Origin of the sequence: Streptomyces sp. 2114.4, from assembly GCF_900187385.1 — a bacterium.
Taxonomy (GTDB): Bacteria; Actinomycetota; Actinomycetes; order Streptomycetales; family Streptomycetaceae; genus Streptomyces; species Streptomyces mooreae.
This window is the reverse complement of record NZ_FYEY01000001.1, coordinates 5,731,585-5,753,773: the sequence shown is the minus strand read 5'-3', so window position 1 is coordinate 5,753,773 and position 22,189 is coordinate 5,731,585. Positions and strand designations below refer to the sequence as shown.

Genomic DNA, 22,189 nt, shown 5'->3' with positions numbered 1-22,189 from the left:
CGTTCCGTTCAGACGTTAGTTTGGTCTGGCCCTTGATCGGGGGCGAGGGGACGGAGGCAGAGCCAGGTGGAGCGCAGGACAATCGGTGCGGCGGCTCTCGACGTGGGCGCCATCGGGCTCGGCTGTATGCCGATGAGCTGGGGGTACACCGAGTCGCAGCGCAGCTTGGACAGCTCGCTGCGGGCCGTGCACACCGCGCTGGACCGGGGGTGCAGCCTGCTGGACACCGCGGATATGTACGGCCCGTTCACCAACGAGCTGCTGGTGGGGCGGGTGCTCAGGGAGCGGCGGGCGGAGGCGTTCGTCTCGACGAAGTGCGGGCTGCTGGTGGGTGAGCAGCACATCGTCGCCAACGGGCGGCCCGGCTACGTCAAGCGCGCCTGCGACGCCTCGCTGCGGCGGCTGCAGACCGACCGTATCGATCTCTACCAGCTGCACCGGGCCGATCCCGAGGTGCCCGTCGAGGAGACCTGGGGAGCGATGGCGGAGCTGGTGGCGGCGGGGAAGGTGCGGTCGCTGGGGCTGTGTGCGGTGGGCGCGCAGGCGGTACGGCCGTCCCGCGCGGCCCGTACGGAGCGGCGCCCGGTGGGCGGCGGGGCGCGGCCCCGCTCCCGGATGCACGACGGCACGCTGGCCCAACTCGAGCGTATCCAGCAGGTGTTCCCCGTCAGCAGCGTGCAGGCGGAGCTGTCGGTGTGGTCGCCGGAGGCGCTGGAGGAGCTGCTGCCATGGTGTGAGTCGCGGGGGGTCGGCTTCCTCGCCGCGATGCCGCTGGGGAACGGCTATCTGACCGGCACCCTCACCCCGGGGCAGGGCTTCGAACGGGAGGACATACGGGCCCGCCACCCCCGGTTCACCGCCGAGATGATGGCGGCGAACCAGCCGGTGGTGGCGGGGCTGCGGCGGGTCGGCGCCCGGTACGGCGCCACGCCGGGGCAGGTGGCGCTGGCGTGGGTGCTGGCGCAGGGCCGGCATGTGGTGCCGGTGCCGGGCACGAAGAAGGAACGCTGGGCCGCGCAGAACGCCAAGGCCGCACAGCTGACACTGACCCGCGAGGACCTGGCGGAGATCGCCGCGCTGCCACCGGCGCGCGGGTCCTGGTACTGAACGGGACCTCCCTGGGGCGGGAGGGCGGCGCGGCGCGGAAGGCCCCGCGTGTCCCGCTCGCGGCGCGGCCGCCCCGGCCGGATCATGGCAGGCGGGAGTGGTGCGGGAACGGACAACGCGCGGCACGGCGAGGGCGCGGTGTGGTGTTCTGGTCCACTCCACGTCCTGCCGACGAGAGGACCCCTGCCGTGCAACGCCGTTTCCAGACCGCTGCTTTGGCCGCCGCTTCGCTGCTCCTGGCAGCGGGCTGCACGTCCGGCGGCGCGCAGCCCCGGGGCGGGGGGAGCGCCGGCCCGGCGGAGAACCGTGGCGGAGCCGCCTCGCCGGGCGTCGCCGCGTCGTCGGCCGCGCCGCCCGCCAAGGGTTCGGTGCAGGTGACCGGCACCCTGGCCACGGGGCTGAAGTCGCCGTGGGGGGTGGCGGTGCTGCCGGGCGGGGATCTGCTGGTCTCCTCCCGGGACACCGGGAAGATCTTCCGGGTCGCGGCGCACGGCGGGAAGATCACCGAGCTGGGATCGGTGCCGGGGGTGGATCCCGGGGGTGAGGGCGGGCTGCTGGGGATCGCGGTGTCCTCGACGTTCGGTACGGACCACCAGGTGTACGCGTACTTCACCACCGCGTCCGACAACCGCATCGCCCGCATGATCTACGACGAGAAGCGCGCCCCGGGCAATCAGCTGGGCGCGCCCGACACCGTCCTCAAGGGGATCCCCAAGGGCCAGATCCACAACGGCGGGCGGATCGCGTTCGGCCCGGACAAGATGCTCTACGCCGGCACCGGTGAGACCGGCGACACCGGGCTGGCGCAGGACAAGCAGTCCCTGGGCGGCAAGATCCTCCGGATGACGCCGGACGGGCAGCCGGCGCACGGCAACCCGGAAGCGGATTCGGTGGTGTACGACTACGGCCACCGCAATGTGCAGGGCCTGGCCTGGGACGACGACAAGCGCCTGTGGGCCTCGGAGTTCGGCCAGAACACCTGGGACGAGCTCAATCTGATCGAGCCGGGCCGGAACTACGGCTGGCCCGAGGTCGAGGGCAAGGCCAAGGGCAAGACCGCGGGCAGCGTGTTCACGGACCCCGTCGAGGAGTGGAGGACCGCGGACGCCTCACCCAGCGGTATCGCCTACGCCAAGGGCTCGGTCTGGATGGCGTCGCTGCGCGGTGAACGGCTGTGGCGGATCCCGCTGAACGGGACGAAGCCGGTGGCGGCGCCGCAGGCCTTCCTGAAGGGCACCTACGGGCGCCTGCGGACCGTCGTGGCGGCCGATGACGGGGCGTTGTGGCTGGTCACCAGCAACACGGACGGACGGGGCACACCGCACAAGGGCGATGACCGGATTCTCCGCCTCAAGGTGAGCTGATCGGGCTGATCCCCTTTTCGGGCGGCCTGCCTACACTCATGGGCAGGGGGGACGGGTGCGTGTCGACCGACGAGGGGACAGGGCACCATGTTCAACATCGCGGAGGAACTGTTCGCACCGGGCCGCAAGCACACCGACGAGGAGCGGCGGAAGATGTCGCTCGTCGTCGATGACGTGGGTGACGGTGACCCCGGCAAGGGCCCGATCGATCTCTCCTCGGGGACCGTCGTCGTCAGGGCACCCCGGCAGCGGCAGGAGGCGGACCGCGGCCGGGAACGGGGCGGCGAGCAGGACCGGGGACAGTCGTAGGTGTGACGCGCCCGGGGCCTGCCGTGTCCGTCAGGGGGCCACGGCCGGCCCCTGACCGGATATCGGCTCCCCGAACAGGCGCAGGCGGTGCGCCACCGCGCCGGCCTCTCCGCGCCCGGAGACGCCCAGCTTGGCGAGGATGTTCGAGACATGGACGCTGGCGGTCTTCGGGGAGATGAACAGGGCGTCGGCTATCTGGCGGTTGCTGCGCCCGTCGGCGACCAGGCGCAGTACGTCGCGTTCGCGCGGGGTCAGGCCGAGGGATTCGGCGGGGACGGCGCCGGCGGGTGACGGGCCGGCGGCCGCCGCGGGGACGGCTTGGGAGGCCGGCTCCGTCGCGGCCCCGGCCTGCAGGCCGGGCAGCGGGACGCGGGCCCGCTGGGCGAGGAGGGCGAGTTCTTCGGCGAGCGGGCGGGCGCCCATCGTCACGGCGGCGGTGTACGCCCGGGTGAGCAGGAGTACGGCGGCCTCGCGCGGGGTGCGGCCGTGCAGTCCGAGGGTGGCCCGCTCGCTGCCGTGGAGGAGGGCTTCCGCCCAGCGGTAGCAGGTCCGGGCGAGCTCGTACGGGCGCTCCAGGGGTTCGAAGGCGGCGACCGCCTCCGCCCAGGCGTCGGGGGTTTCGCGGCCTTCGGCGCGGCGGAGTTCGGCGTCCAGCGCGAGGCCGTGGGCCGCCCAGACCGGGCAGAGCCGGGGCAGATGCTTCGCGGCCTCCCGGATGCGGGCGAGGACCGCGGCCCGTCCCGGCTCGGCGGCGGGAAGCCCGCGGGCGTCCGCTTCGGCGGTGGTGGCCGACCAGAGCAACGGCCAGGCGTAGCGCTGAGTGCCGGGCGGGAAGCCGGCGTCCAGGGCCTGCTGGAGAATGCTGCGGGCATCGAGGACGCGGCCCTGGTGGGCGGCGATCCGCAGCGCGTGCCGCGCCATGACCAGGACGTTCTGCGGCTGCGGGTCGTGGGTGCCGTAGTGCTCCTGGGCGACGGCCAGTTCGCGTGCGGCGGCGGCGAAGTCTCCCTCGTCCAGCGCGAGATCGGTGTGGCGGCCGGCGGCCAGCGCGACGGTCCGGGGGTTCTGGGCGAGGCGGCGGGCCTCGGCGGCGGCCCGGCGGGCTTCCGCCCAGCGGCCCAGCGACTGCAGGGATTCGGCGCGGTTGCCCAGGACCCAGCTGGTGCTGTCCTTGAGGCCGTAGCGGGTGGTGAGTTCGACGCCCTGCTCGCTGACCTCGACGGCTTCGCGGGAGCGGCCGACTCCTTCCAGGGCGGACGGGAAGTTGATGTGGCCGCGGGCGATGACGGCGAAGTAGCCGCGGTCGACGGCGAGCGCGAGGCTGGTACGGAAGTCGTCGAGGCCCGCGTCGACCTCCCCGGAGTCGACCCGCAGCCCCGCCAGGGTCAGCCGGGAGTTGAGCTCGGCCTCTTCGTCACCGACCAACTGGGCCAGTTCCACGGCACGTTCGGCCGTCGCGAAGCTGCCGGGACCCGGTTCGTGCAGGATCGCCCAGCTGGCGACGGCGGCAAGCACCTCGGCGTGCACGGAGGACGGCGGCAGGCCGCGCATCAGCTCCTGAGCGGCGCCCAGGTCCTCCCAGCCGTTGCCGCGGCCGGTGCCCTGACAGAGCCGGGAACGCTGTACCAGGAACCACGCCGTACGAAGGGGGTCGCTCTCGCCGCGCAGCGACCGCAGGGCGCGCTTGACGATCGTGAACGCGCGTTCGTTGTCACCGGAGAGCCGGGCGGCCACCGCGATCTCGGCGAGCAGGTCGAGGAAGCTCAGGGCGTCGCCGTCGTGGCAGCCGCAGGCCGGGTACGCCTCGGCGTAGTCGGCCGGGCGCACCCCCTGGCGGACCTCGGTGGGCGCGTCGTCCCAGAGTTCCAGGGCGCGGTCCAGCAGCCGCAGTTGTTCGGCGTAGGCATGGCGGCGGCGGGCCTGGACGGAGGCGGCGAGGACGGCGGGCAGCGCTTTGGCGGCGTCGTGGGACTTGTACCAGTAGCTGGCCAGCCGGGCGGCGCAGACATCGGCACGGACCAGCGAGGGGTTGGCTTCCAGTGCTTCGGCGTAGCGGCGGTTGAGGCGGGTGCGCTCGCCGGGCAGCAGATCGTCCACCACGGCCTCGCGGACGAGGGCGTGCCGGAAGCGGTAGCCCGTGCCGTCCCGGGTGGGCACGAGGGTGTTGCTGCCGACGGCGGACCGCAGCGCCTCGATGAGGTCGTCCTCGGGCATCCGGCAGACGGCGGAGAGGAGTTCGTGTTCGACCGTGGAGCCGCCCTCCGCTGCCGTGCGCACCACCCGCTGGGCGTCCTCGGGAAGCGCCTCGACGCGCACCAGCAGCAGATCGCGCAGGGGGTCGCTGAGGCCGTGCAGCGCGCCGTCGGCGAGGGAGCGGGCCAGCTCCTCGACGAAGAAGGCGTTGCCCTCGGAGCGCTTGAAGACCCGGTCGACGGTGTCCTCTTCGGGAGCGCTGCCGTGGATCCCGGCGATCTGGGAGCGCACCTCCTCGCGGTTGAAGCGGGCGAGTTCGACGCGGCGGACCGTGCGCATCCGGTCGATCTCGGCGAGGAAGGGGCGCAAGGGGTGGCGGCGGTGGATGTCGTCCGAGCGGTACGTCGCCAGCAGGAGGACGCGCGCGTCGTGCAGGGAGCGCAGGAGGTAGGCGAGCAGTTCGCGGGTGGAGCGGTCGGCCCAGTGCAGGTCCTCGACGACGATGACCAGGGTGCGGTGCGCGGCAAGCCGCTCCAGGAGGCGGGCGGTCAGCTCGAAGAGGCGGGCGCGGCCGATCTCCTCGTCGTGCGCCTCGACCGGGGTCTCCCCCAATTCGGGCAGGATGCGGGAGAGTTCGCCCTCCTGGCCGGCAACGGCGGCGGCCAGCTCGTCGCGCAGATGCCAGTGGAGGGTGTGCAGGATCGAGGAGAAGGGCGCGAAGGGCAGGCCTTCGGAGCCGATCTCGATGCAGCCGCCGCAGGCGACGAGCGCGCCGGCGGCGCGGGCCGACTCGCAGAACTCCTCGATGAGCCGGGTCTTGCCGACCCCGGCCTCACCGCCGATCAGCAGGGCCTGGGGCTCGCCGGACGCCGTGCTGCGGGCGAGCGCGTCGCCCAGCGCGGCGAGTTCGGCCGCACGGCCGATGAACACGGGACTGACGGACCTGGTCTCCACGCCGGTGAGCATCGCACAGGGGTCTGACATTCCGGCAGGGGGCTCCGGTACGCCAGACGCCCGGCCCGGTGCGGTGAGCACCTGGGGCCGGGCGGTGGACTGCGGGCCGGACGGCTGCGGGCCGGGCGGCTGTCGGGCGGACGGATGCGGGCCGGGCGGCGGGGCCGGCACCTGAGGCGTCATGTGAACGGCGCGGTCAGACGGCGGCGCGGCGGAGCCGCAGCCACCTGCCCCGTGTACGCACCCGCCCTCCGGGTTCGTCCGTCCCGGAACGGGCGGAGCCACGGGGCCCGTGCTGCGGGGCCTCGGCCGACTCAGCCGCCTCGGTCGCCTCGCGCACCAGACGCCGCCGGCCGGCCGCGCGGCGCAGTTCTTCCTGACGGATCCGGAGCTCCAGCTCGGAGTGGTACATGGTGTGTCTCCCCTGACGGCGGTGAGGTGGTCACTCGACGGCTTGTCGATGTGCTCCAGCCTCGTCGCCGAGGGGGGTCCGCCACATCGGGAGAGTTCCCGATCTTCGGCCCCGGGCGGTGCTCAGAAACCCGCGGTGTCGCCCGGGGGCTCCTTAGGCACCGCCCGCGGCACCCGTACGGTGCTCAGAAAGCGGCCCGGATGTCCTTATGGAGTCAGGGGTTGCCGAGTCGCGGGCTTACGGAGCCGCGGGCCCGGCGCCGCCCGCGGGGGCCTTGGGAACGGCCGGCATGTTCCCGAACAGGTCGAGGTACATGCCCGCGGAGATCAGGATCCCCAGCACGCCGAGCGCAAGCCCGCCCCAGGCGACGGCCCGCACCCAGGTGGGGCGGTTTCGGGTGGTGGTCACCACGACCGTCGCGGCGATCACGGCGAGCAGCGCGAAGAAGCCGTTGACCAGGGCGTTGGTGTGCCAGGAGGCGCCGTAGACGGCGGAGATCTGGTCGGCGGCCTGGGCCTTGCCCGACTGGACCTTGATCTGGCCCACCAGGTTCGCGCGCTCGGCCAGCGTGGTGCCGAGCCAGGTGCCGGTGACGGACGCGAGGCCCAGCCCCGCGGCGACGACGGCACCGGCGCCGGCGGCGATCGAGGTGGTGGACCCGGCGGTGTGCGGGTCGCTGTCGGGGGCGTCGAGGGCGTCGTCCGCTTCGAGGTCACCGGCCTCGTCCTGCGCGGCGAGGGCGGCGTTGTCGTCGACCTGCTCATCGGCCTTGGCGGCGGCCTTTCCGGCCGCCTCCGCCTCGGTGGTCTCCGGGATCGCAGCAGTCTCCTTGGCCCCCTGCGCCGGCACGGTCTTCTCGTCGTCGGTTCGGTTCTCGGTCGTCCTGGTCGTTCCCATGGGCGCGACCGTAGGTGCCGTGTCTGAGAGTGAGATGAGAATGGCGACGGCCGGCGGGCGGCGGACGGCGACACGCCGTCCGCGGGGCGCTGCGAAGGGGCGTCCGGCGCCGGTCCCTACACCCCCACCAGCGGCTTCTCCCCGCCCTGCGGCCCGGGAAGCCCCGCCGCGCCCGGCTCCGGCGGTGGTTCGATGCTGATCCGGGGCAGCCACCGGTCCAGCCAGGACGGCAGCCACCAGTTGGCGCCACCCAGCAGGTGCATCAGGGCGGGCACCAGCAGCGTACGGAGCACAAAGGCGTCCAGCGCGACGGCGCAGGCCAGGCCGATCCCGAACATCGCGATGGTCCGGTCCCCGCTGAGGATGAAGGCCGCGAACACCGCGATCATGATGACCGCCGCCGAGTTGATCACCCGGCTGGTCTCGGCGAGGCCGACCCGTACCGCCCGGCAGTTGTTCCGGGTCAGCTGCCACTCCTCGTACATCCGGGAGACCAGGAACACCTGGTAGTCCATGGACAGGCCGAAGAGCACCGACACCATGATGACCGGCAGGAACGGTTCTATCGGGCCGGCGCTGCCCAGTCCCAGCAGCTCGCTGCCCCAGCCCCACTGGAAGACCGCGACGACGATCCCGAAGGACGAGGCGACGGCCGCGAGATTCATCAGCGCGGCCTTGAGCGGGATACCGATGCTGCGGAAGGCGAGCAGCAGCAGGAGTGAGCCGAGCGCGATGACCACGCCGATGAAGAGCGGCAGCTTGCCGACGATGACGGCGGCGAAGTCGTCGTAGCTCGCGGTGATGCCGCCGACCCGCACCCGCAGCGTGCTCGCGCCCTCGGCCGCGGGCAGCACCTCGCTGCGCAGGTGTTCCACCAGGTCGGAGGTCTGCCGGGACTGCGGTGAGGTGGTGGGGACGACGGTGATCACTCCGGTGCTGTGGCTGCCGTCGAACTCGGGAGCGCTGACCTGGGCGATACCGGGTGTCTCCCGCAGCCGCTGCGGCAGCTTGTCGAAGGCGACCCGGTCCCCCGCGCCGTCCAGGGTGCCGACGAGCGTCAGCGGCCCGTTGAATCCGGGCCCGAAGCCGCTCCCGCGGGCGTCGCCGGACCCGCCGCCCGCCAGCAGGTCGTAGGCCTTGCGGGTGGTCGAGGTGGCCGGGTTGTTGCCCTGGTCGGAGGTGCCCAGATGCAGTCCGAGGGTCGGCAGGGCGAGGACGGCCATGAGGGCCGCCGCGGCCACCCCCAGCAGCTTGGGGTGCCGCTCGACGAACCCGGACCAGCGCGCCGCGACACCGGCGGGCCGCTCGGGCGTGGGCCCCCGCTCGGCCAGCCGTCGGCGCTCGCCGCGGCTGAGCGCCCGCATCCCGATCAGTCCGAGCAGCGCCGGCAGCAGGGTGACGGACGCGGCCACGGTCAGGACGACGGTGAGCGAGGCGGCGAGGGCGACCCCGTTGAGGAAGCTCAGCCGCAGGATCAGCATGCCCAGCAGCGCGATACAGACCGTGGCCCCGGCGAAGACGACCGCGCGCCCCGACACCGAGACGGCGCGGACGGCGGCCTCGCCGACCGGCAGGCCCGCGCGCAGGCCCTTGCGGTGCCGGGTGACGATGAAGAGCGCGTAGTCGATCCCGACGCCGAGGCCGATCAGCATGCCGAGCATCGGGGCGAAGTCGGCGACGGTCATCGCATGGCTGAGCAGGGTGATGCCGGCCGAGGCGGTGCCGACGGCGGCCAGCGCGGTGACGATCGGCAGGAAGGTCGCGGCGAGCGACCCGAAGGCGAGGAAGAGCACCACGGCCGCGGCGCCGAGCCCGATGAACTCCGCGAGCTGGGCCCGCGGCGCCTCGGTCAGCGCGATCCCCGCACCGCCCAGCTCGGCCTGGAGGCCATTGCCGGACGCGGCCCGCGCGGTGTCGACGACCTCGCGGACCTGGGCGGGGTCCAGGTCGTCGGTGGCGCGGTCGAAGACCACGGAGGCGTAGGCGGTGTGCCCGTCCTTGCTGATCTGCTGCGCGCCCTGGCCACCGGACGGGCCCGCGCCGGTCCCGCCGTAGGGGCCGTGCACCTCGGCGACGCCGGGCAGCCCGGCGACCTTCTCCAGGGTGTGCGTCATCGTCGTGCGGACCGCGGCGGCCCGCACCGTGGTGGAGTCCGTGTGCCACACGAGGGTGTCGCTGTCCCCGGACTGCCCCGGGAAGGCCCGCTCCAGCAGGGCCGAGGCCCGCCCGGATTCGGTGCCGGGCACCTCGTAGTTGTTCGAGTACGCGGACCCCACCGCCGCCGCGGCGGCCGCGACCCCCGCGAACGCGGCCAGCCAGAGCACGATCACCACGATGCGGCGCCTGAGACACCACCGAGCCAGAGCGGTCACGGACCTCGTCTGCTTCCCGGGGTTGTGCGTCGATATCTCCCGGTAGCGGGTGGTGCCGAGCGCGGATGTACGGGGACGGAGCGCCCCGCCACCAACCGGTCAGGCGGGCGGCACCGGGGCCCTCATCAGAGCAGAGTGACACCCGAAAAAGATCCTTTGACCTCTTTGTGGACTTCCCCACAAGAGACGCCACCGGGGAACTCGCCCACTCTTTCCCAGCCATCCGCTCTTTCCAGCCATCCACCCTTCCCGGTGGCCCCGCTGCCGATCACCCGGCGACGGGCACCTGCACCTCGCTCCGGATCTTGCTCACCTCACCGGCGACGGTGTCCTCGCTGGCCTGCATCAGCTGGGCGATCACCGGGAGGCAGTTCCCACGGGCCGAGCCACCGCGGTGTGAGACTCAGTCGAGGTACGTCCGACTCACCGAAAGCTGATACCTCTGCGCGATTTCAATAATCCCCTCTACTGCATTCCTCAACGCGCGTTCCAATTCCTGCAGCTTGGGCATCGATTCTTCGAAGCCGGGTTCAGAATTAACCTCGTCCCACGCCTGGATATAGGCCCCCTCCAACGGCAACACGGCCTCAGCGATATCAGCCATCTGTTCCAGCGGCAGACCGCCGCTTTGCAGCGCGGCGATACTGAGTTGCGCATCGACTGAGATCAGGTCCCCAATCAGCCGCACATGGGCTGTCCCAACCTTTTTACTCAAGATGATCTCGGCAAGGATTTCATCAGGATTCACTTCTTCTGCGCGCACCACGCCCCCCTAATCATTCAGCATTTTTTTGAGAACGAGCATTCCTCTTGCACCCGGCGGGATATCCACTCCGCCGGATCTCAATAAATGCACACAGTGAGTGACGTAATTATTGCGCATGAGGCTATAGTCACCAAGTTTTGCGTTAATTATCCGCAATTGGGGCTACCCAGTGGGCGCACCGCCCTGGGAAGATCATGCTGGCCTTCACGACCCGACGGCCTCCCCCGCCGTACGGCCGCACTCATCGGACAAAGATCGGACAAGGACCCCGCGCACCATGACCCCCCTGACCTCCGGCACCGCCCGCCCCGGCAACCGGCCCCTCTGGCTCATCGATCTGCCGGTCGTCCTGGTAGCCGTCGTCTGGGGCTCCAGCTACCTGGCCGCCAAGGAACTGGCCACCACAGCCACCGTCATCGCCCTGCTCCTGCTGCGGTTCGTGGTGGCCGCGCCGGTGATGGCGGTGGTCGCGGGCCGCGCGATCGGCCGGCTCAGCGCCCGGGAGACCTGCGCGGGCGTGCTTCTCGGCATGCTCCTGTCCGGCGTCCTGCTGCTGGAGACGTTCGGGGTGGTGCACACCTCGGCGACCAACGCGGGCCTCATCATCAGCCTGACCATGATCTTCACCCCGCTCGCGGAGGCCGTGGCGACCCGCACCCGCCCCACCGGGGCGTTCCTCGGCGCGGCGGCACTGTCCGTGACCGGTGTGGCCCTGCTGACCCAGGGGCCGGGGTTCACCACGCCGTCGTCCGGCGATCTCCTGATGCTGCTCGCGGCCGTCGCCCGCACCGTGTACGTGATGGCCACGGGCCGTATGAAGACGGTCCGTTCGACCGACTCCGGGGCGCTGACGGTGGTCCAGTTCACCGGCGCCATCGCCGTCTTCGCGCTCGCGTCGCCCTTCGCCGGCGTCTCACCGGCGGAGGTCGCGGCCGCCTACTCCCCGCAGCAGTGGGCCGCGCTCCTCCACCTGGCGCTGATGTGCACCCTCTTCGCCTTCTTCGTGCAGATGTGGGCGGTGCGCCGCACCTCGCCCTCCCGCGTGAGCCTGCTGCTGGGCACCGAACCGCTCTGGGCGGCCGTGATCGGCGTCGTCGCCGGCGGGGACCGGCCCGGCCCGCTCGGCGCGGCCGGGGCGGTCCTGATCCTCGTCGGTACGGCCTGGGGCCGGCAGGCGGCGGCACCGGCGGCCACGGCGGAGGGCGGGCCGGAGCGTCCGGAGGGCGGGTCCCCGGAGGCCACCCCGGCCTCGCAACCGGCGGGCGCGGCGGCGCAGGGGACACCGCCCCTGTGACCGGGTACCCCTGTCCGCCACGAACGTTTCCCAAGTCCCCACCACGCCAGACCTCTTGACCGTCCTATTGGTCTGAACCATTCTGAGCCCAGAAGCGGTGGCCACCGTCTTGCTGCAGTTCTCCCCGTGTTCCCCCCTCGACACCGGAGACAGTCATGCCTCGTACCGCACATACTCGCCCCACCGGCCGCACCCGCCCTACTCGCCCCGCCCGCCACAGACGCCTCCTCGCCGCGGCACTGACGGCCCTCGCCGCCGTGGCGGCCACCCTCTCCGGCTCCACCCCGGCCGCCGCGGCCGATGTCAACGCCGCCAGGAACGCCGGCTTCGAGTCCGGCCTGAGCAACTGGACCTGTTCGGCAGGCAGCGGCAGCACCATCGGCTCCCCCGTCCACAGCGGCACCGGCGCCCTCAAGGCGACCCCCACCCCCTCCGACAACGCCACCTGCTCCCAGACCGTCGCCGTCAAGCCCGGCTCGGCCTACCGGCTCAGCGCGTACGTCCAGGGCTCCTACGTCTACCTGGGCGCCTCCGGCACCGGCACCACGGACGTCTCCACCTGGACCCCGTCCGCCACCGACTGGCAGCAGCTCAGCACCTCCTTCACCACGGGCCCCACGACGACCTCCGTCACCGTCTACACCCACGGCTGGTACGGCCAACCCGCTTACCTCGCCGACGACTTCAGCGTCCTCGGCCCCGACGGCGGGGGCGGCACCGACCCCGGGCCACAGGCCCCGGCCACCCCCGGCGGACTCACCGCTCACGCGGTGACCTCGTCCTCCGTAACCCTGTCCTGGAACCAGGTCTCCGGCGCCACCGGCTACACCGTCTACCGCGACGGCACCAAGTACGGGACGGCGACCGGAACTTCGGCGACCGTCACGGGCCTGGCCCCCGCCACCGCCTACCGCTTCCAGGTCACGGCCACCAACGCGGCCGGCGAATCGGCCCGCTCGGCCGAGATCACGGCCACCACCGCCCCCTCCGGCAGCGGCGGCACCCCCACGGTCCCCAAACACGCGGTCACCGGCTACTGGCAGAACTTCAACAACGGCGCCACCGTCCAGAAACTCAGTGACGTGCCCGGCCAGTACGACATCATCGCGGTCGCCTTCGCCGACGCCACCACCACGCCCGGTGCCGTCACCTTCACCCTCGACTCGGCCGGCCTGGGCGGCTACACCGTCGACCAGTTCAAGGCCGACATCAAGGCCAAGCAGGCGGCCGGGAAGTCGGTGATCCTCTCCGTCGGCGGCGAACGGGGCACCGTCTCCGTCAACGACGCCGCCTCGGCCGCCAACTTCGCCACCAGCCTCCACACCCTCATGCAGCAGTACGGCTTCGACGGCGTCGACATCGACCTCGAAAACGGCCTCAACCCCACCTACATGAGCCAGGCACTGCGCTCGCTCTCCCAGAAGGCGGGCGGCAGGCTCGTCCTCACCATGGCTCCCCAGACCCTCGACATGCAGTCCACCTCGGGCGGCTACTTCCAAACGGCGCTGAACGTCAAGGACATCCTCACCGTCGTGAACATGCAGTACTACAACAGCGGTTCCATGCTCGGCTGCGACGGCAAGGTCTACTCCCAGGGCACCGTCGACTTCCTCACCGCCCTGGCCTGCATCCAGCTCGAAGGCGGCCTCGACCCCTCCCAGGTGGGCCTGGGCCTGCCCGCCTCCACCCGCGGCGCGGGCAGCGGCTATGTCGCCCCGTCCGTCGTCAACGCCGCCCTGGACTGCCTCGCCCGGGGCACCAGCTGCGGCTCCTTCAAACCTGCCAGGACCTACCCAGGAATCCGGGGCGCCATGACCTGGTCGACCAACTGGGACGCGGCAAACGGCAACGCCTGGTCGAACGCGGTCGGCCCGCACGTTCACGACTTGCCGTAGTTCGTGCCACAGCCCTCGCTGCAACCCTTGCCGTAGCCCTTGCCGTAGCAGCGGAACTCGCACCACACGATCTTCCCCGGCACGCGCTCGCCGATGCCCCACGCGTCGGCGAGCGCGGACACCAGCAACAGCCCCCGCCCGGACTCGCACTCGCCCTCGCCACCGTCGCACGGCAGCGACACGGGCAGCCGCGGCTCCCCGGCACCGCTGTCGTGCACCTCGACACGCAGCAGCCCGCTCTCGTCCAGCGACAGGCACAACCGGTACCCACGGCCGGGCGGAACGCCGTGCAGCAGGGCGTTCGTGGCCAGCTCGCTCACGCACAACAGGACGTCGTCCGCGAGGTGGTCCAGGCCCCAGTCGGTGAGGGCGGTACGCGCGAACTCCCGCGCCCGCAGGACGGATCGGCGCTCGCGCCGGTAGAACGCCGTACGGGCGCAGAGCGCCCGGATCTCCTTGTGCATAACCGCCACTGTCACAGTGCGTGACTATGCTGGTCCACAGCGTCAGGTCGTACGGATGCGATGTACGACTTCTGGCGGTGTCATGCCCTCGCGGGGAGGGGAAGGCAGAGCGCATGCACCAGGCGAACAAACCGAAGAGGATCACTTCCTGGCATGTGATCGGCGCCCAGCTGAGTCACTTCCGGAAGGCCGCCCGCATGACCCAGCCCATGCTGGCCGAGCGGGTGGGAGTGCACGAGGACACCATCGGCTCGGTCGAGCAGGGCCGCAGACCGCTGAAGCTCGACCTGGCCGAGACGATGGACGAAGTCCTCGGCACCAAGGGGGCGTTAGCGGTCGCGGTGGCGAAGGTCCCGGAGCGGGAGAAGCTGCCCGCGTTCGTGCAGGACCTGGTGGAGCACGAGGAGGAGGCGCTGACGCTGCTGTCGTACGAAAACCAGGTGGTGCCCGGCCTGTTGCAGACCGAGCCGTACGCACGGGCAACATTCGACTCCCTCTACCCGCCCCTGGAGAACGACCAGACCGAGGAATGGGTCTCCGGACGCATCAGCCGACAGAAGCTGCTGGAGCGCGAGAATCCTCGTCCCATGCTCAACTTCATCCTGGAAGAGGTCGCACTCCACCGGCCGATCGGCGGCCCCAAGACCCTGAGTGCCCAGCTCCGCCATCTCCGGTCGTGCGCCGAACTCCCCTTCCTGGGACTTCAGATCATGCCGACGGCCCGATGTCCCCATGCTTCCTTGGACGGTCCTTTGGTCCTGCTGGAGACACCCGAACACGAGCATCTTGCCTACATCGAAGCGCAACGGATCAGCTTCCTCGTCGATGATCCGGACGAGGTCAGTGGTTACCAACAGAAATATGGGATGCTGCGGTCGCAGGCCCTCACCCCTGAGGAGACGAAGAGCCTGCTGGACGACTTGCTAGGAGAGCCATGACCAGCACAGCAGCCCAGCACTTCTCTCACGGTCTTAGCTGGTTCAAGTCCAGCTACAGCGCCAGCGAAGGCGGTAACTGCATCGAAGTCGCCTACGACTGGCACAAGTCCAGCCACAGCGGCAGCGCAGGCGGCGACTGCCTCGAAGTCGCCACCTGCCCCCACGCCATACACATCCGCGACTCCAAAAACCCCACCGGGCCGGTGCTCACCCTGAGCGCCACCGCCTGGGCAGCCTTCCTTGCCGACGTCACCAACTGAGCGGCCCCAGCGTGACGATGAAGCACCGGCAGCTCGGCACCCACGGCCCGACCGTATCCGCGCTCGGCCTCGGCTGCATGGGGATGTCGACCTCGTACGGCGTCCCCGACGACGCGGAGTCCGTGCGGACCCTTGACCGGGCGGTCGAGCTCGGCGTCACCCTGCTCGACACGGCGGACGCCTACGGGCGGGGCGCCAACGAGGAATTCCTCGGCCGCTGGCTGCGCGGCCGCACGGCGACGGAGCGGGACGGGCTGGTCGTCGCGACCAAGTTCGGGCTGCGGCACGACGCCGCGACCGGGCGGGTGAACGAGGTCGACTCCTCCGCCGCCTGGGTGCGCGAGGCCTGTCACGCCTCGCTGCGCCGCCTCGGCACGGACCGCATCGACCTCTACTACCTCCACCGCCGCGACCCGGCCGTCCCCATCGAGGAGACGGTGGGTGCCCTGGCCGAGCTGGTCGCCGCCGGCACCGTGCGGTATCTCGGCCTCAGCGAGGTGAGTCCGCAGACGCTGCGCCGGGCGCACGCCGTCCACCCCATCAGCGCCGTACAACTGGAGTACTCCCTCTTCACTCGCGAGGTCGTGGAGGGCGAGATGCTGGCGACCTGCCGGGAGCTCGGCATCGGCGTCGTCGCCTACTCTCCGCTCGGGCGCGGCATGCTGACGGGTGCACTGGCGTCCCGCGACGACCTCACCGCCGAGGATGCCCGGCGCCGTTGGCCGCGGTTCTCCGAGGCGAACATCGACCGCAATCTGCGCCTGGTCCAGGCCGTTCGCGCGGCCGCCGGATCCCTCGGCTGCACCCCGGCGCAGGCCGTCCTCGCCTGGCTGCTCGCCCAGGGCGAGGACATCGTCCCGATCCCCGGCACCAAACGCCGGACGTATCTGGACGAGAACGCCGCGGCGGCCGGTATCGCGCTGACCCCGGAGCAGACGGCCCGGCTGCGGGCGGCCGTGCCCGACGGCGCGGTGGCCGGGGAACGCTACCCGCTCGCCGCCCTGGAGCGACTGGGCCACTGAACCGGGAAGCGGCCGGGCGGACCCGGCCGCGCCCGTCACCGCCGCTAGCCGTCCCGCTTGACGCAGGTCTGGTCGTCTTCCGGCAGCTTGCCGGTGGCCAGGTACCGGTTGACCTTGCCGTCCACGCAGGCGTTGCCGTACTCGCCGTAGAGCCCGTGGCGGTTGGCGCCCTTGAGGGTGATCAGCCGGGAGCTCGGCAACAGGCCGTGCAGAGCGAGACTGTTCTTGTACGTGGCGCGCGGGTCACCGGTGGCGGCCACGATCAGCGCCGGAGCGTCGTGACGCACCTGCGTGGGCTTCTCGCGCGGCCGGTCCCAGAAGGCGCACGGTCCGATGTTGTTGGTCAGCGGGCCGAAGAGCGCGTGCTCGGCGCGGCTGCGCTCGATGTCCCGCCAGTAGCGCTCGGGGTCGCGCGGGGCCGGCTTGTCCCCGCAGATGATCGCGGACTGCGCCCCGGCGGATTTCGCGTCCTCGCCGTTCAGCATGGTCCGCAGCGCTGCGGCGAACTGCGGAGACAGCCGGGTCGGCTGCCCGCCTGCGGCCTTGGCCAGTACGGCCAGGTGCTCGCCGAGGGCAGCCCGCTGCGCGTCGCTGTCATCCGCGATTTCGGCAGTGATCAGGGACGGCACCTGGGTGTCGTCGAGGCGGAAGACCTCGGGGGCGGTGCCGACCGTCAGACCGCGCGCGGACGCCGCGACGACGCTGCGGACCGTGGCGAGCACGTCGGCACGGGTGCGGCCGAGGCCGTAGGCGGCGTTGCGGCGCGCCGCCCAGGCGCCCCAGTCGGAGAGCGCCCGCTCGTTCTCGGGTTCGGCGCCCTGAAGCAACCGGGGGCCGTAGCCGTCCGGGGCGAGCGCCCCGTCCAGTACGGTCCGGTCGAAGCGGCCGGGGAACAGCTGGGTGTACACCGTGCCCAGGTAGGTTCCGTAGGAGTAGCCCAGGTAGGAGATTTTCCGCTCGCCGAGCGCACCGCGGATGACGTCCATGTCGCGAGCCGTGTTGCGGGTGCTGATGTGCGGCAGCACCGACGCGTTGGCGGCCCGGCACTTGTCGGCCAGGCCCTTCTGGAAGGTGACCTGCCGCTCGAAGCTCGCGCGGCTGAGACCGGCCGAGAGGACGCTGGTGCCGACGGGCCAACGGCAGTCCAGCGGGGTGCTGCGTCCGACGAAGCGCGGGTCGAAGCCGATGATGTCGTAGCGCGGGCCGACCGCTTTCATCGCTTTGCGGACGTCCGGCGGGGACTGGAGGGCGGGGCCGCCCGGGCCGCCGTTGTTGAGGAGCATCGAGCCGATGCGGTGGCGGGTGTCGGTGGCCTTGAGCCGGGATATCGCGACGGTGATCGTGCGGCCCCGGGGGTCGGCGTAATCCAGTGGCACGGTCACGTCCGCGCACCGCACACCGGCCTTCTCCAGGCCACGGCCCATCGCGTCGTCGGGGCCCTTGATACAGCTGCCCCAGGCGAGGTGCTGCCGGTAGTAGCGGTCGAGCCCGGTCCCGGTGCCGTCTACGGAGCCGTCTACGGGGCCGGGGCCGGAGACGTCTACGGCGGTTGTCGCCGCGCGGTCGTGGTCCGCGGCGCGGTTGCGGTCCGCGGCGGGGGGCGTGGTGGCCACGGCCCCCACGGGGGAAGCAGCCAGGCAGGCGGCGAGGGCGAGGCCCGCCGCGGAGGCGCGGCGCAGGGCCGGGCCGAGGGTGATCACGCGGACCCCTTGAGCTGGTGACGGCCGGGGCGTTCCCTCTCGGCAAGCCGGCGCGCAGACACCGGCTTATCGCCGAACAGCCCGTGGTAGAGGTCTTGGTGACGCTGCCGATCCGCAGCCGATCCGCAGCCGGGCCTCGGCGTACCGGGCGGCTGGTGTCCCGTCCGCCACTCCGCGGGCCGCCGTTCACCGGCCGGTGTTTTCTTCGCTCTGTTCAGTAAACATTTCACACCGTCAGACGCTAGACACGCCGACGCCGGTACTCACTGCGGCTGTCCCCCCGATCTCGGTGGGGGCAACTCCAGCAACCTGCACCGAAATACGGGGAACACCCCTCCGACAGATCAGCCCACGCCTGTTCCCGGCCGTCGGCCGGAGCAGGTACGGGTCTGCCTAAGTCCCGTACACAGCAAGGACGTTGCTCCGCGGGACCGGCCGGATCTTCGCCGCGGGCGCCACGGCGAAAGCGCGGAGCAGGTTCTCTGTGGTGCGGGTGACGAAGGCTCGCGTACGGTCGTCCATGCCGTGGTCACGGCCGTCGTCGCGCGTTCCCGCCATCAGGGCCTCCACCCACCGCATCGTTCCGGACGAGAAGACGCCGGCACCGCTCGGCACGGTGTAGTAGGCGGAGTCCGCGTGGCTGCGCCGGCCGTTGCAGACCAGCGGTGAGTGGGCAAGGATCTCCAGCCGCTTGGGCGTGGGCGCCTGTGGGGTCACCCGGTCGTACTCCACCCCGACCAGGTGGTCGAAGGCATCGCCCCGCTTCGCGCCCGTACCCGCGAAGAGCCAGTGATCCGCGCTGTGTACGACATAGGGCGCATCCGTCGGGTAACCCTCGTAGAAGACGCCGGTCAGGGCGGACTCCGGGTCGGCGGCGGGCGGCCTGCGGAAGTCGTGGGTCGGCAGGGCCCGGTGCTGACCGGCGAAGTGCGGATCGTCCCGGTAGGAGGTCTTGTAGCAGACCACCGTGCGCAGGGCACCGGACGACGCCGGCCCCTGCCCTGACCCCGGCCCCGCCCCCGGCCCCGGTCCCGATTCCAGCCTGACCCGGCGGAAGCAGGCATTGGCCCCGAGGAAGGCCAGATTGGTACCGGCGTCGCGGGCCCGGGTGACGTGCTCCCGCTGCTGCGGGGTCCAGTACTCGTCGTGGCCGAGCGAGAGCACCGCCGTGGCACCCCGCAGCGCCGATGGGTCGCGGTGGACGTCCACCCCGGTGGTGTAGGCCAGCGGAAGGCCGAGCCGCTCCGCGAGGACCACCAGTGCCCACTCGTAGACCAGGAACTTCCCCGCGCCGTTGCCGTCGTGGGGCCGGTCGAAGCTGACGGCCAGTGAGCGCGACGCGTACCCGCCGTCCGGGCCCCGGTAGAGGCTGTAGCCGCCCCACGCGTTGTACGCCTGCCAGGTCGTCACCGCGTGCATCAGCACCGTCCGGCCGGTGGTGCGGGCCGAGCGGACGATCATCGGGACGTATCGCTGGTGCCCGTGCTCCGCGTCCAGCCGGAGCAGGTAGGCGCCCGGCGGCCAGCCGTCCGTACGGACCCGGAGGCTGCGCTCCCAGTCCGCCCGTACGCTGCGGGTCCCGGGCAGCAGCCGCGGGTGGCGCTGACGCCGTCCGGCCACCCGGCCGGAGTGCCAGACCCGCCGGGCCCGGGCCCCGCGGTACCAGCCCACCCGGTAGGCGGAGACACGGAAGCCGGGTGCGGTGGTCGAGACGTACAGTCCGAACTCCTCGCCGGGCAGGACGCTCACCTTGTCGGTGTAGCCCTGGACGGCATCGGGCGGACCGGCCGAGCGGAGCCGCCAGTCGGGGTGCCCCGGCCGGTCCCGCTCCGCGGCCAGGTCCGGCTGGTCGCCGCCGGCCCGGGGGCTGTTGCCGGACGTGGCGTCACAGCCGGCGACCACCCCCGTGGCGAGACCGGCGGCCCCCATGGCGGCGACCCCGAGGAACCGCCTGCGCGCGAGGCCGCCGGGGGCGCCGGGGCTGCCGGCGCCCTCGGGGCCACCCGCCTCGGGGCCACCCGCCTCGGGGCCACCCGCCTCGCCGCATTCCGCGCCGCCCTGGCACTGCTCACCGTGCCGGCGCTGCTCACCGTGCTGGAGGTCGTCACCCATCGCTTCGCTCCCGTGCGCCCCCTTCCCGTCGAGCCGTCGGGACGATCATCCGCCGACCCGCGCCACCGGACGACCCCGGGAGGCCCAATGCGGGTACGGCGCCGTGCCACGGACCGGAGGCGGCCACGGCTCACCCACCCCGCCCCGCCCCGCTTCACACGATCGTCTACAGTCTTGTAGACGAAAGCCGGGCAGGACCACCGACCATGCGTGGTCGGCTGAACGATGCCCGGCATGCACATGGTTGCCGACACGGCGCAACCGCGCCGGGAGGGCGGACAGGACGATGGCACAGCCGAGCAACGAGGCGCCGGCACGGCCCGTGGGCGGGGACTGGTCCCGCGCTCCCGCGCCCGAGGGTGGACACGGACCGGGCTGGAGCAAGGTCCCGCAGGTCACAGCCCTGTTCTGGGGAGTGAAGGTACTCACCACGGGCATGGGCGAGACGGCCTCGGACTACCTCGCCCGGACGCTCGGCCCGATACCGGCCGGCAGCCTCGGACTGGCCGGGCTGGTGGCCCTGCTGGTCCTCCAGTTCCGGGCCACCCGCTACCGGCCCTGGGTCTACTGGTCCGCCATCGTGATGGTCAGCGTCTTCGGCACGATGGCCGCCGATGTCGTGCACGTCATGGCCGGCATCCCCTACACGGTCTCGGTCATCGCCTTCTCCCTCGGCCTGGCCGCGCTCCTGACCGCCTGGTACGTGTCCGAGGGGACGCTGTCCATCCACAGTGTCCGTACCCGTCGCCGAGAGTCCTTCTACTGGGCGACGGTGCTCGCCACGTTCGCCCTCGGTACGGCGGTCGGCGACCTCACGGCGGGCACCCTGCACTGGGGATATCTCCCGTCCGGCCTCCTGTTCACCGCCCTCATCGCGGTCCCCGCACTGTCCGGTCGCTTCCTCGGCCTCAATGCCGTCGCCGCCTTCTGGTGGGCGTACGTGCTGACCCGCCCGCTAGGGGCCTCCTTCGCCGACTGGATGGGCGTCTCCACCGCTCGCGGCGGCCTCGGCTGGGGGACGGGTCCGGTCACGCTGGCACTCATCGTGCCCATCGTGCTCCTCGTGGCCTACCTGGCGATCAGCCACAAGGACACCCCACCCCAGCAGCCGGCCACGGGTGCCACCACCTGAGGAGGAGGAAGCCCCCACTCACCGCGCGTCGCAGCGGCGTCAGGATTCGGTCAACGCCGGCGCCAGTTCCCGTAGTTGGTCGATCCCCAGCCCCCGGTCCGCCGCCACGGGCTGGAGGGCGACATGGTCCGCTCCGGCCTCGTGGTGTTCGGCGATCCGCCGGCGGATGGTGTCCGCGTCGCCCCATGCCACGATCGCGTCCACCAGCCGGTCGCTGCCGCCGCCGAGGAAGTCCTCGTCCCCGAAGCCGAGCCGTCGCAGATTGCCGGTGTAGTTCGGCAGCTGGAGATAGAAACGCGTGTGGTGTTCACGGGCCAGGGCGCGGGCCGTCGTGGGGTCGGATTCCAGCAGCACGGCCTGTTCCGGTGCGAGCAGCGGGCCGGTGCCGAGGACTTCGCGGGCGCGGGCGGTGTGTTCGGGGGTGACGAAGTACGGGTGGGCGCCGTCCGTCCGGTCGCGTGCCAGCTCCAGCATCTTGGGGCCGAGCGCCGCCAGTACCCGGCCCGGTGCCGTATCGGCCGTCGGGCCGTCGTACGGGGCCCCGTCCATCGCGTCGAGGTAGGCCCGCATCGCCGCGAGCGGCTTGGCGTAGCTGTGGCCGCGCGCATCCACCAGCGGGGCGTGGCTCGCGCCCAGGCCGAGGACGAACCGTCCGTCGTACGCCTCGGCCAGGGTCTGGGCGGCGGCGTGCGCGGCGGACGCGTCCCTGACCCAGATGTTGGCGATGCCGGTGGCGACCGTGATCCGTTCGGTGGCGGCCAGCAGCAGACCGGCCAGGCTCATCGACTCGGTCGCCGGCGTCTCGCCGAACCACAGGGCGCCGTACCCCAGTTGCTCGATCTCGGTCGCCGCCCGGCGCGCGGCGGCGGCCGGCACCCCGCCGAGCCCGCCGTGCCAGACGCCGACCCGGCCGATCCGCGCGGCGAGGGATTCGTGCTGCACCGTTCCTCCAACTGGTCCAAGGGTGATGCCCCGTCCTCGTCCTCTTCCTCGGACGG

The 22,189-nt window shown here is 72.0% G+C and carries 18 protein-coding genes; 9 read left to right on the top strand and 9 right to left on the bottom strand.

Annotated features, from left to right (window positions below):
* Positions 1-66: 66 nt before the first annotated feature.
* The 3 genes from CFW40_RS25430 to CFW40_RS25420 all read left to right on the top strand — a co-directional run bounded on the left by CFW40_RS25430 (position 67) and on the right by CFW40_RS25420 (position 2,780).
* On the top strand, positions 67-1,107 hold the full coding sequence (locus CFW40_RS25430) for an aldo/keto reductase (RefSeq protein WP_088800212.1): 1,041 nt from the start codon (positions 67-69) through the stop codon (positions 1,105-1,107).
* A 188-nt stretch (positions 1,108-1,295) separates the two neighbouring features.
* Complete coding sequence (locus CFW40_RS25425) at positions 1,296-2,471, top strand: sorbosone dehydrogenase family protein (RefSeq protein WP_088800211.1); 1,176 nt, start codon at positions 1,296-1,298, stop codon at positions 2,469-2,471.
* Between the two features lie 87 nt (positions 2,472-2,558).
* Positions 2,559-2,780 carry a DUF6191 domain-containing protein gene (locus CFW40_RS25420; RefSeq protein WP_088800210.1) on the top strand — a complete coding sequence of 74 codons (222 nt, stop codon included), beginning with the start codon at positions 2,559-2,561 and terminating at the stop codon, positions 2,778-2,780.
* 30 nt (positions 2,781-2,810) lie between these two features.
* On the opposite strand, the gene CFW40_RS25415 is transcribed toward CFW40_RS25420, so the two are convergent.
* The 5 genes from CFW40_RS25415 to CFW40_RS25395 form a co-directional block, all read right to left on the bottom strand.
* A complete protein-coding gene (locus tag CFW40_RS25415) occupies positions 2,811-5,939 on the bottom strand; it encodes a helix-turn-helix transcriptional regulator (protein ID WP_088800209.1) in 3,129 nt (1,042 codons plus the stop codon).
* Positions 5,940-6,123: 184 nt separating this feature from the next.
* Positions 6,124-6,339 (bottom strand): hypothetical protein, encoded by a 216-nt coding sequence (locus tag CFW40_RS25410; protein WP_088800208.1) that lies wholly within the window; start codon positions 6,337-6,339, stop codon positions 6,124-6,126.
* 237 nt (positions 6,340-6,576) lie between these two features.
* A complete protein-coding gene (locus tag CFW40_RS25405) occupies positions 6,577-7,236 on the bottom strand; it encodes a hypothetical protein (protein WP_088800207.1) in 660 nt (219 codons plus the stop codon).
* Positions 7,237-7,352: 116 nt separating this feature from the next.
* Complete coding sequence (locus tag CFW40_RS25400; protein ID WP_088800206.1) at positions 7,353-9,608, bottom strand: MMPL family transporter; 2,256 nt, start codon at positions 9,606-9,608, stop codon at positions 7,353-7,355.
* 403 nt (positions 9,609-10,011) lie between these two features.
* Entirely contained in the window at positions 10,012-10,374 is a 363-nt protein-coding gene (locus CFW40_RS25395) for a hypothetical protein (RefSeq protein ID WP_093813974.1), read from the bottom strand.
* Between the two features lie 277 nt (positions 10,375-10,651).
* Between CFW40_RS25395 and CFW40_RS25390 the strand changes: the two genes are divergently transcribed.
* Positions 10,652-11,668: a DMT family transporter gene (locus tag CFW40_RS25390; RefSeq protein WP_088800204.1), complete on the top strand. Its 1,017-nt coding sequence runs from the start codon at positions 10,652-10,654 to the stop codon at positions 11,666-11,668.
* A gap of 155 nt (positions 11,669-11,823) precedes the next feature.
* Positions 11,824-13,563: a chitinase gene (locus CFW40_RS25385; RefSeq protein ID WP_256331295.1), complete on the top strand. Its 1,740-nt coding sequence runs from the start codon at positions 11,824-11,826 to the stop codon at positions 13,561-13,563.
* On the opposite strand, the gene CFW40_RS25380 is transcribed toward CFW40_RS25385, so the two are convergent.
* Positions 13,548-14,027, bottom strand: a complete 480-nt coding sequence (locus CFW40_RS25380) for an ATP-binding protein (RefSeq protein ID WP_088800203.1) — start codon at positions 14,025-14,027, stop codon at positions 13,548-13,550. The two genes, CFW40_RS25385 and CFW40_RS25380, sit on opposite strands and share 16 nt — an antisense overlap.
* 113 nt (positions 14,028-14,140) lie before the next feature.
* Here CFW40_RS25380 and CFW40_RS25375 point away from each other — a divergent pair, with 113 nt between their 5' ends.
* Genes CFW40_RS25375 through CFW40_RS25365 form a run of 3 tightly spaced genes read left to right on the top strand, consistent with a single transcriptional unit; the run spans position 14,141 to position 16,247 of the window.
* On the top strand, positions 14,141-14,965 hold the full coding sequence (locus CFW40_RS25375) for a helix-turn-helix transcriptional regulator (RefSeq protein WP_088800202.1): 825 nt from the start codon (positions 14,141-14,143) through the stop codon (positions 14,963-14,965).
* A complete protein-coding gene (locus tag CFW40_RS25370; protein WP_088800201.1) occupies positions 14,962-15,225 on the top strand; it encodes a DUF397 domain-containing protein in 264 nt (87 codons plus the stop codon). The genes CFW40_RS25375 and CFW40_RS25370 overlap by 4 nt, the downstream gene beginning before the upstream one ends.
* A gap of 17 nt (positions 15,226-15,242) precedes the next feature.
* Positions 15,243-16,247 (top strand): aldo/keto reductase, encoded by a 1,005-nt coding sequence (locus CFW40_RS25365; protein WP_088800200.1) that lies wholly within the window; start codon positions 15,243-15,245, stop codon positions 16,245-16,247.
* 44 nt (positions 16,248-16,291) lie between these two features.
* Here the strand turns inward: CFW40_RS25365 and CFW40_RS25360 are convergent, their stop codons facing one another.
* Entirely contained in the window at positions 16,292-17,947 is a 1,656-nt protein-coding gene (locus CFW40_RS25360; RefSeq protein ID WP_088800199.1) for an alpha/beta fold hydrolase, read from the bottom strand.
* A gap of 393 nt (positions 17,948-18,340) precedes the next feature.
* A complete protein-coding gene (locus tag CFW40_RS25355) occupies positions 18,341-20,059 on the bottom strand; it encodes a N,N-dimethylformamidase beta subunit family domain-containing protein (protein WP_176956390.1) in 1,719 nt (572 codons plus the stop codon).
* 286 nt (positions 20,060-20,345) lie between these two features.
* Between CFW40_RS25355 and CFW40_RS25350 the strand changes: the two genes are divergently transcribed.
* The gene (locus CFW40_RS25350) at positions 20,346-21,191 is read left to right on the top strand and encodes a hypothetical protein (RefSeq protein WP_088800198.1); all 846 of its coding nucleotides are present in this window, start codon (positions 20,346-20,348) and stop codon (positions 21,189-21,191) included.
* A 39-nt stretch (positions 21,192-21,230) separates the two neighbouring features.
* On the opposite strand, the gene CFW40_RS25345 is transcribed toward CFW40_RS25350, so the two are convergent.
* Positions 21,231-22,133, bottom strand: coding sequence for an LLM class F420-dependent oxidoreductase (locus tag CFW40_RS25345; protein ID WP_088800197.1), 903 nt, complete (start codon positions 22,131-22,133; stop codon positions 21,231-21,233).
* Positions 22,134-22,189 lie beyond the last annotated feature (56 nt).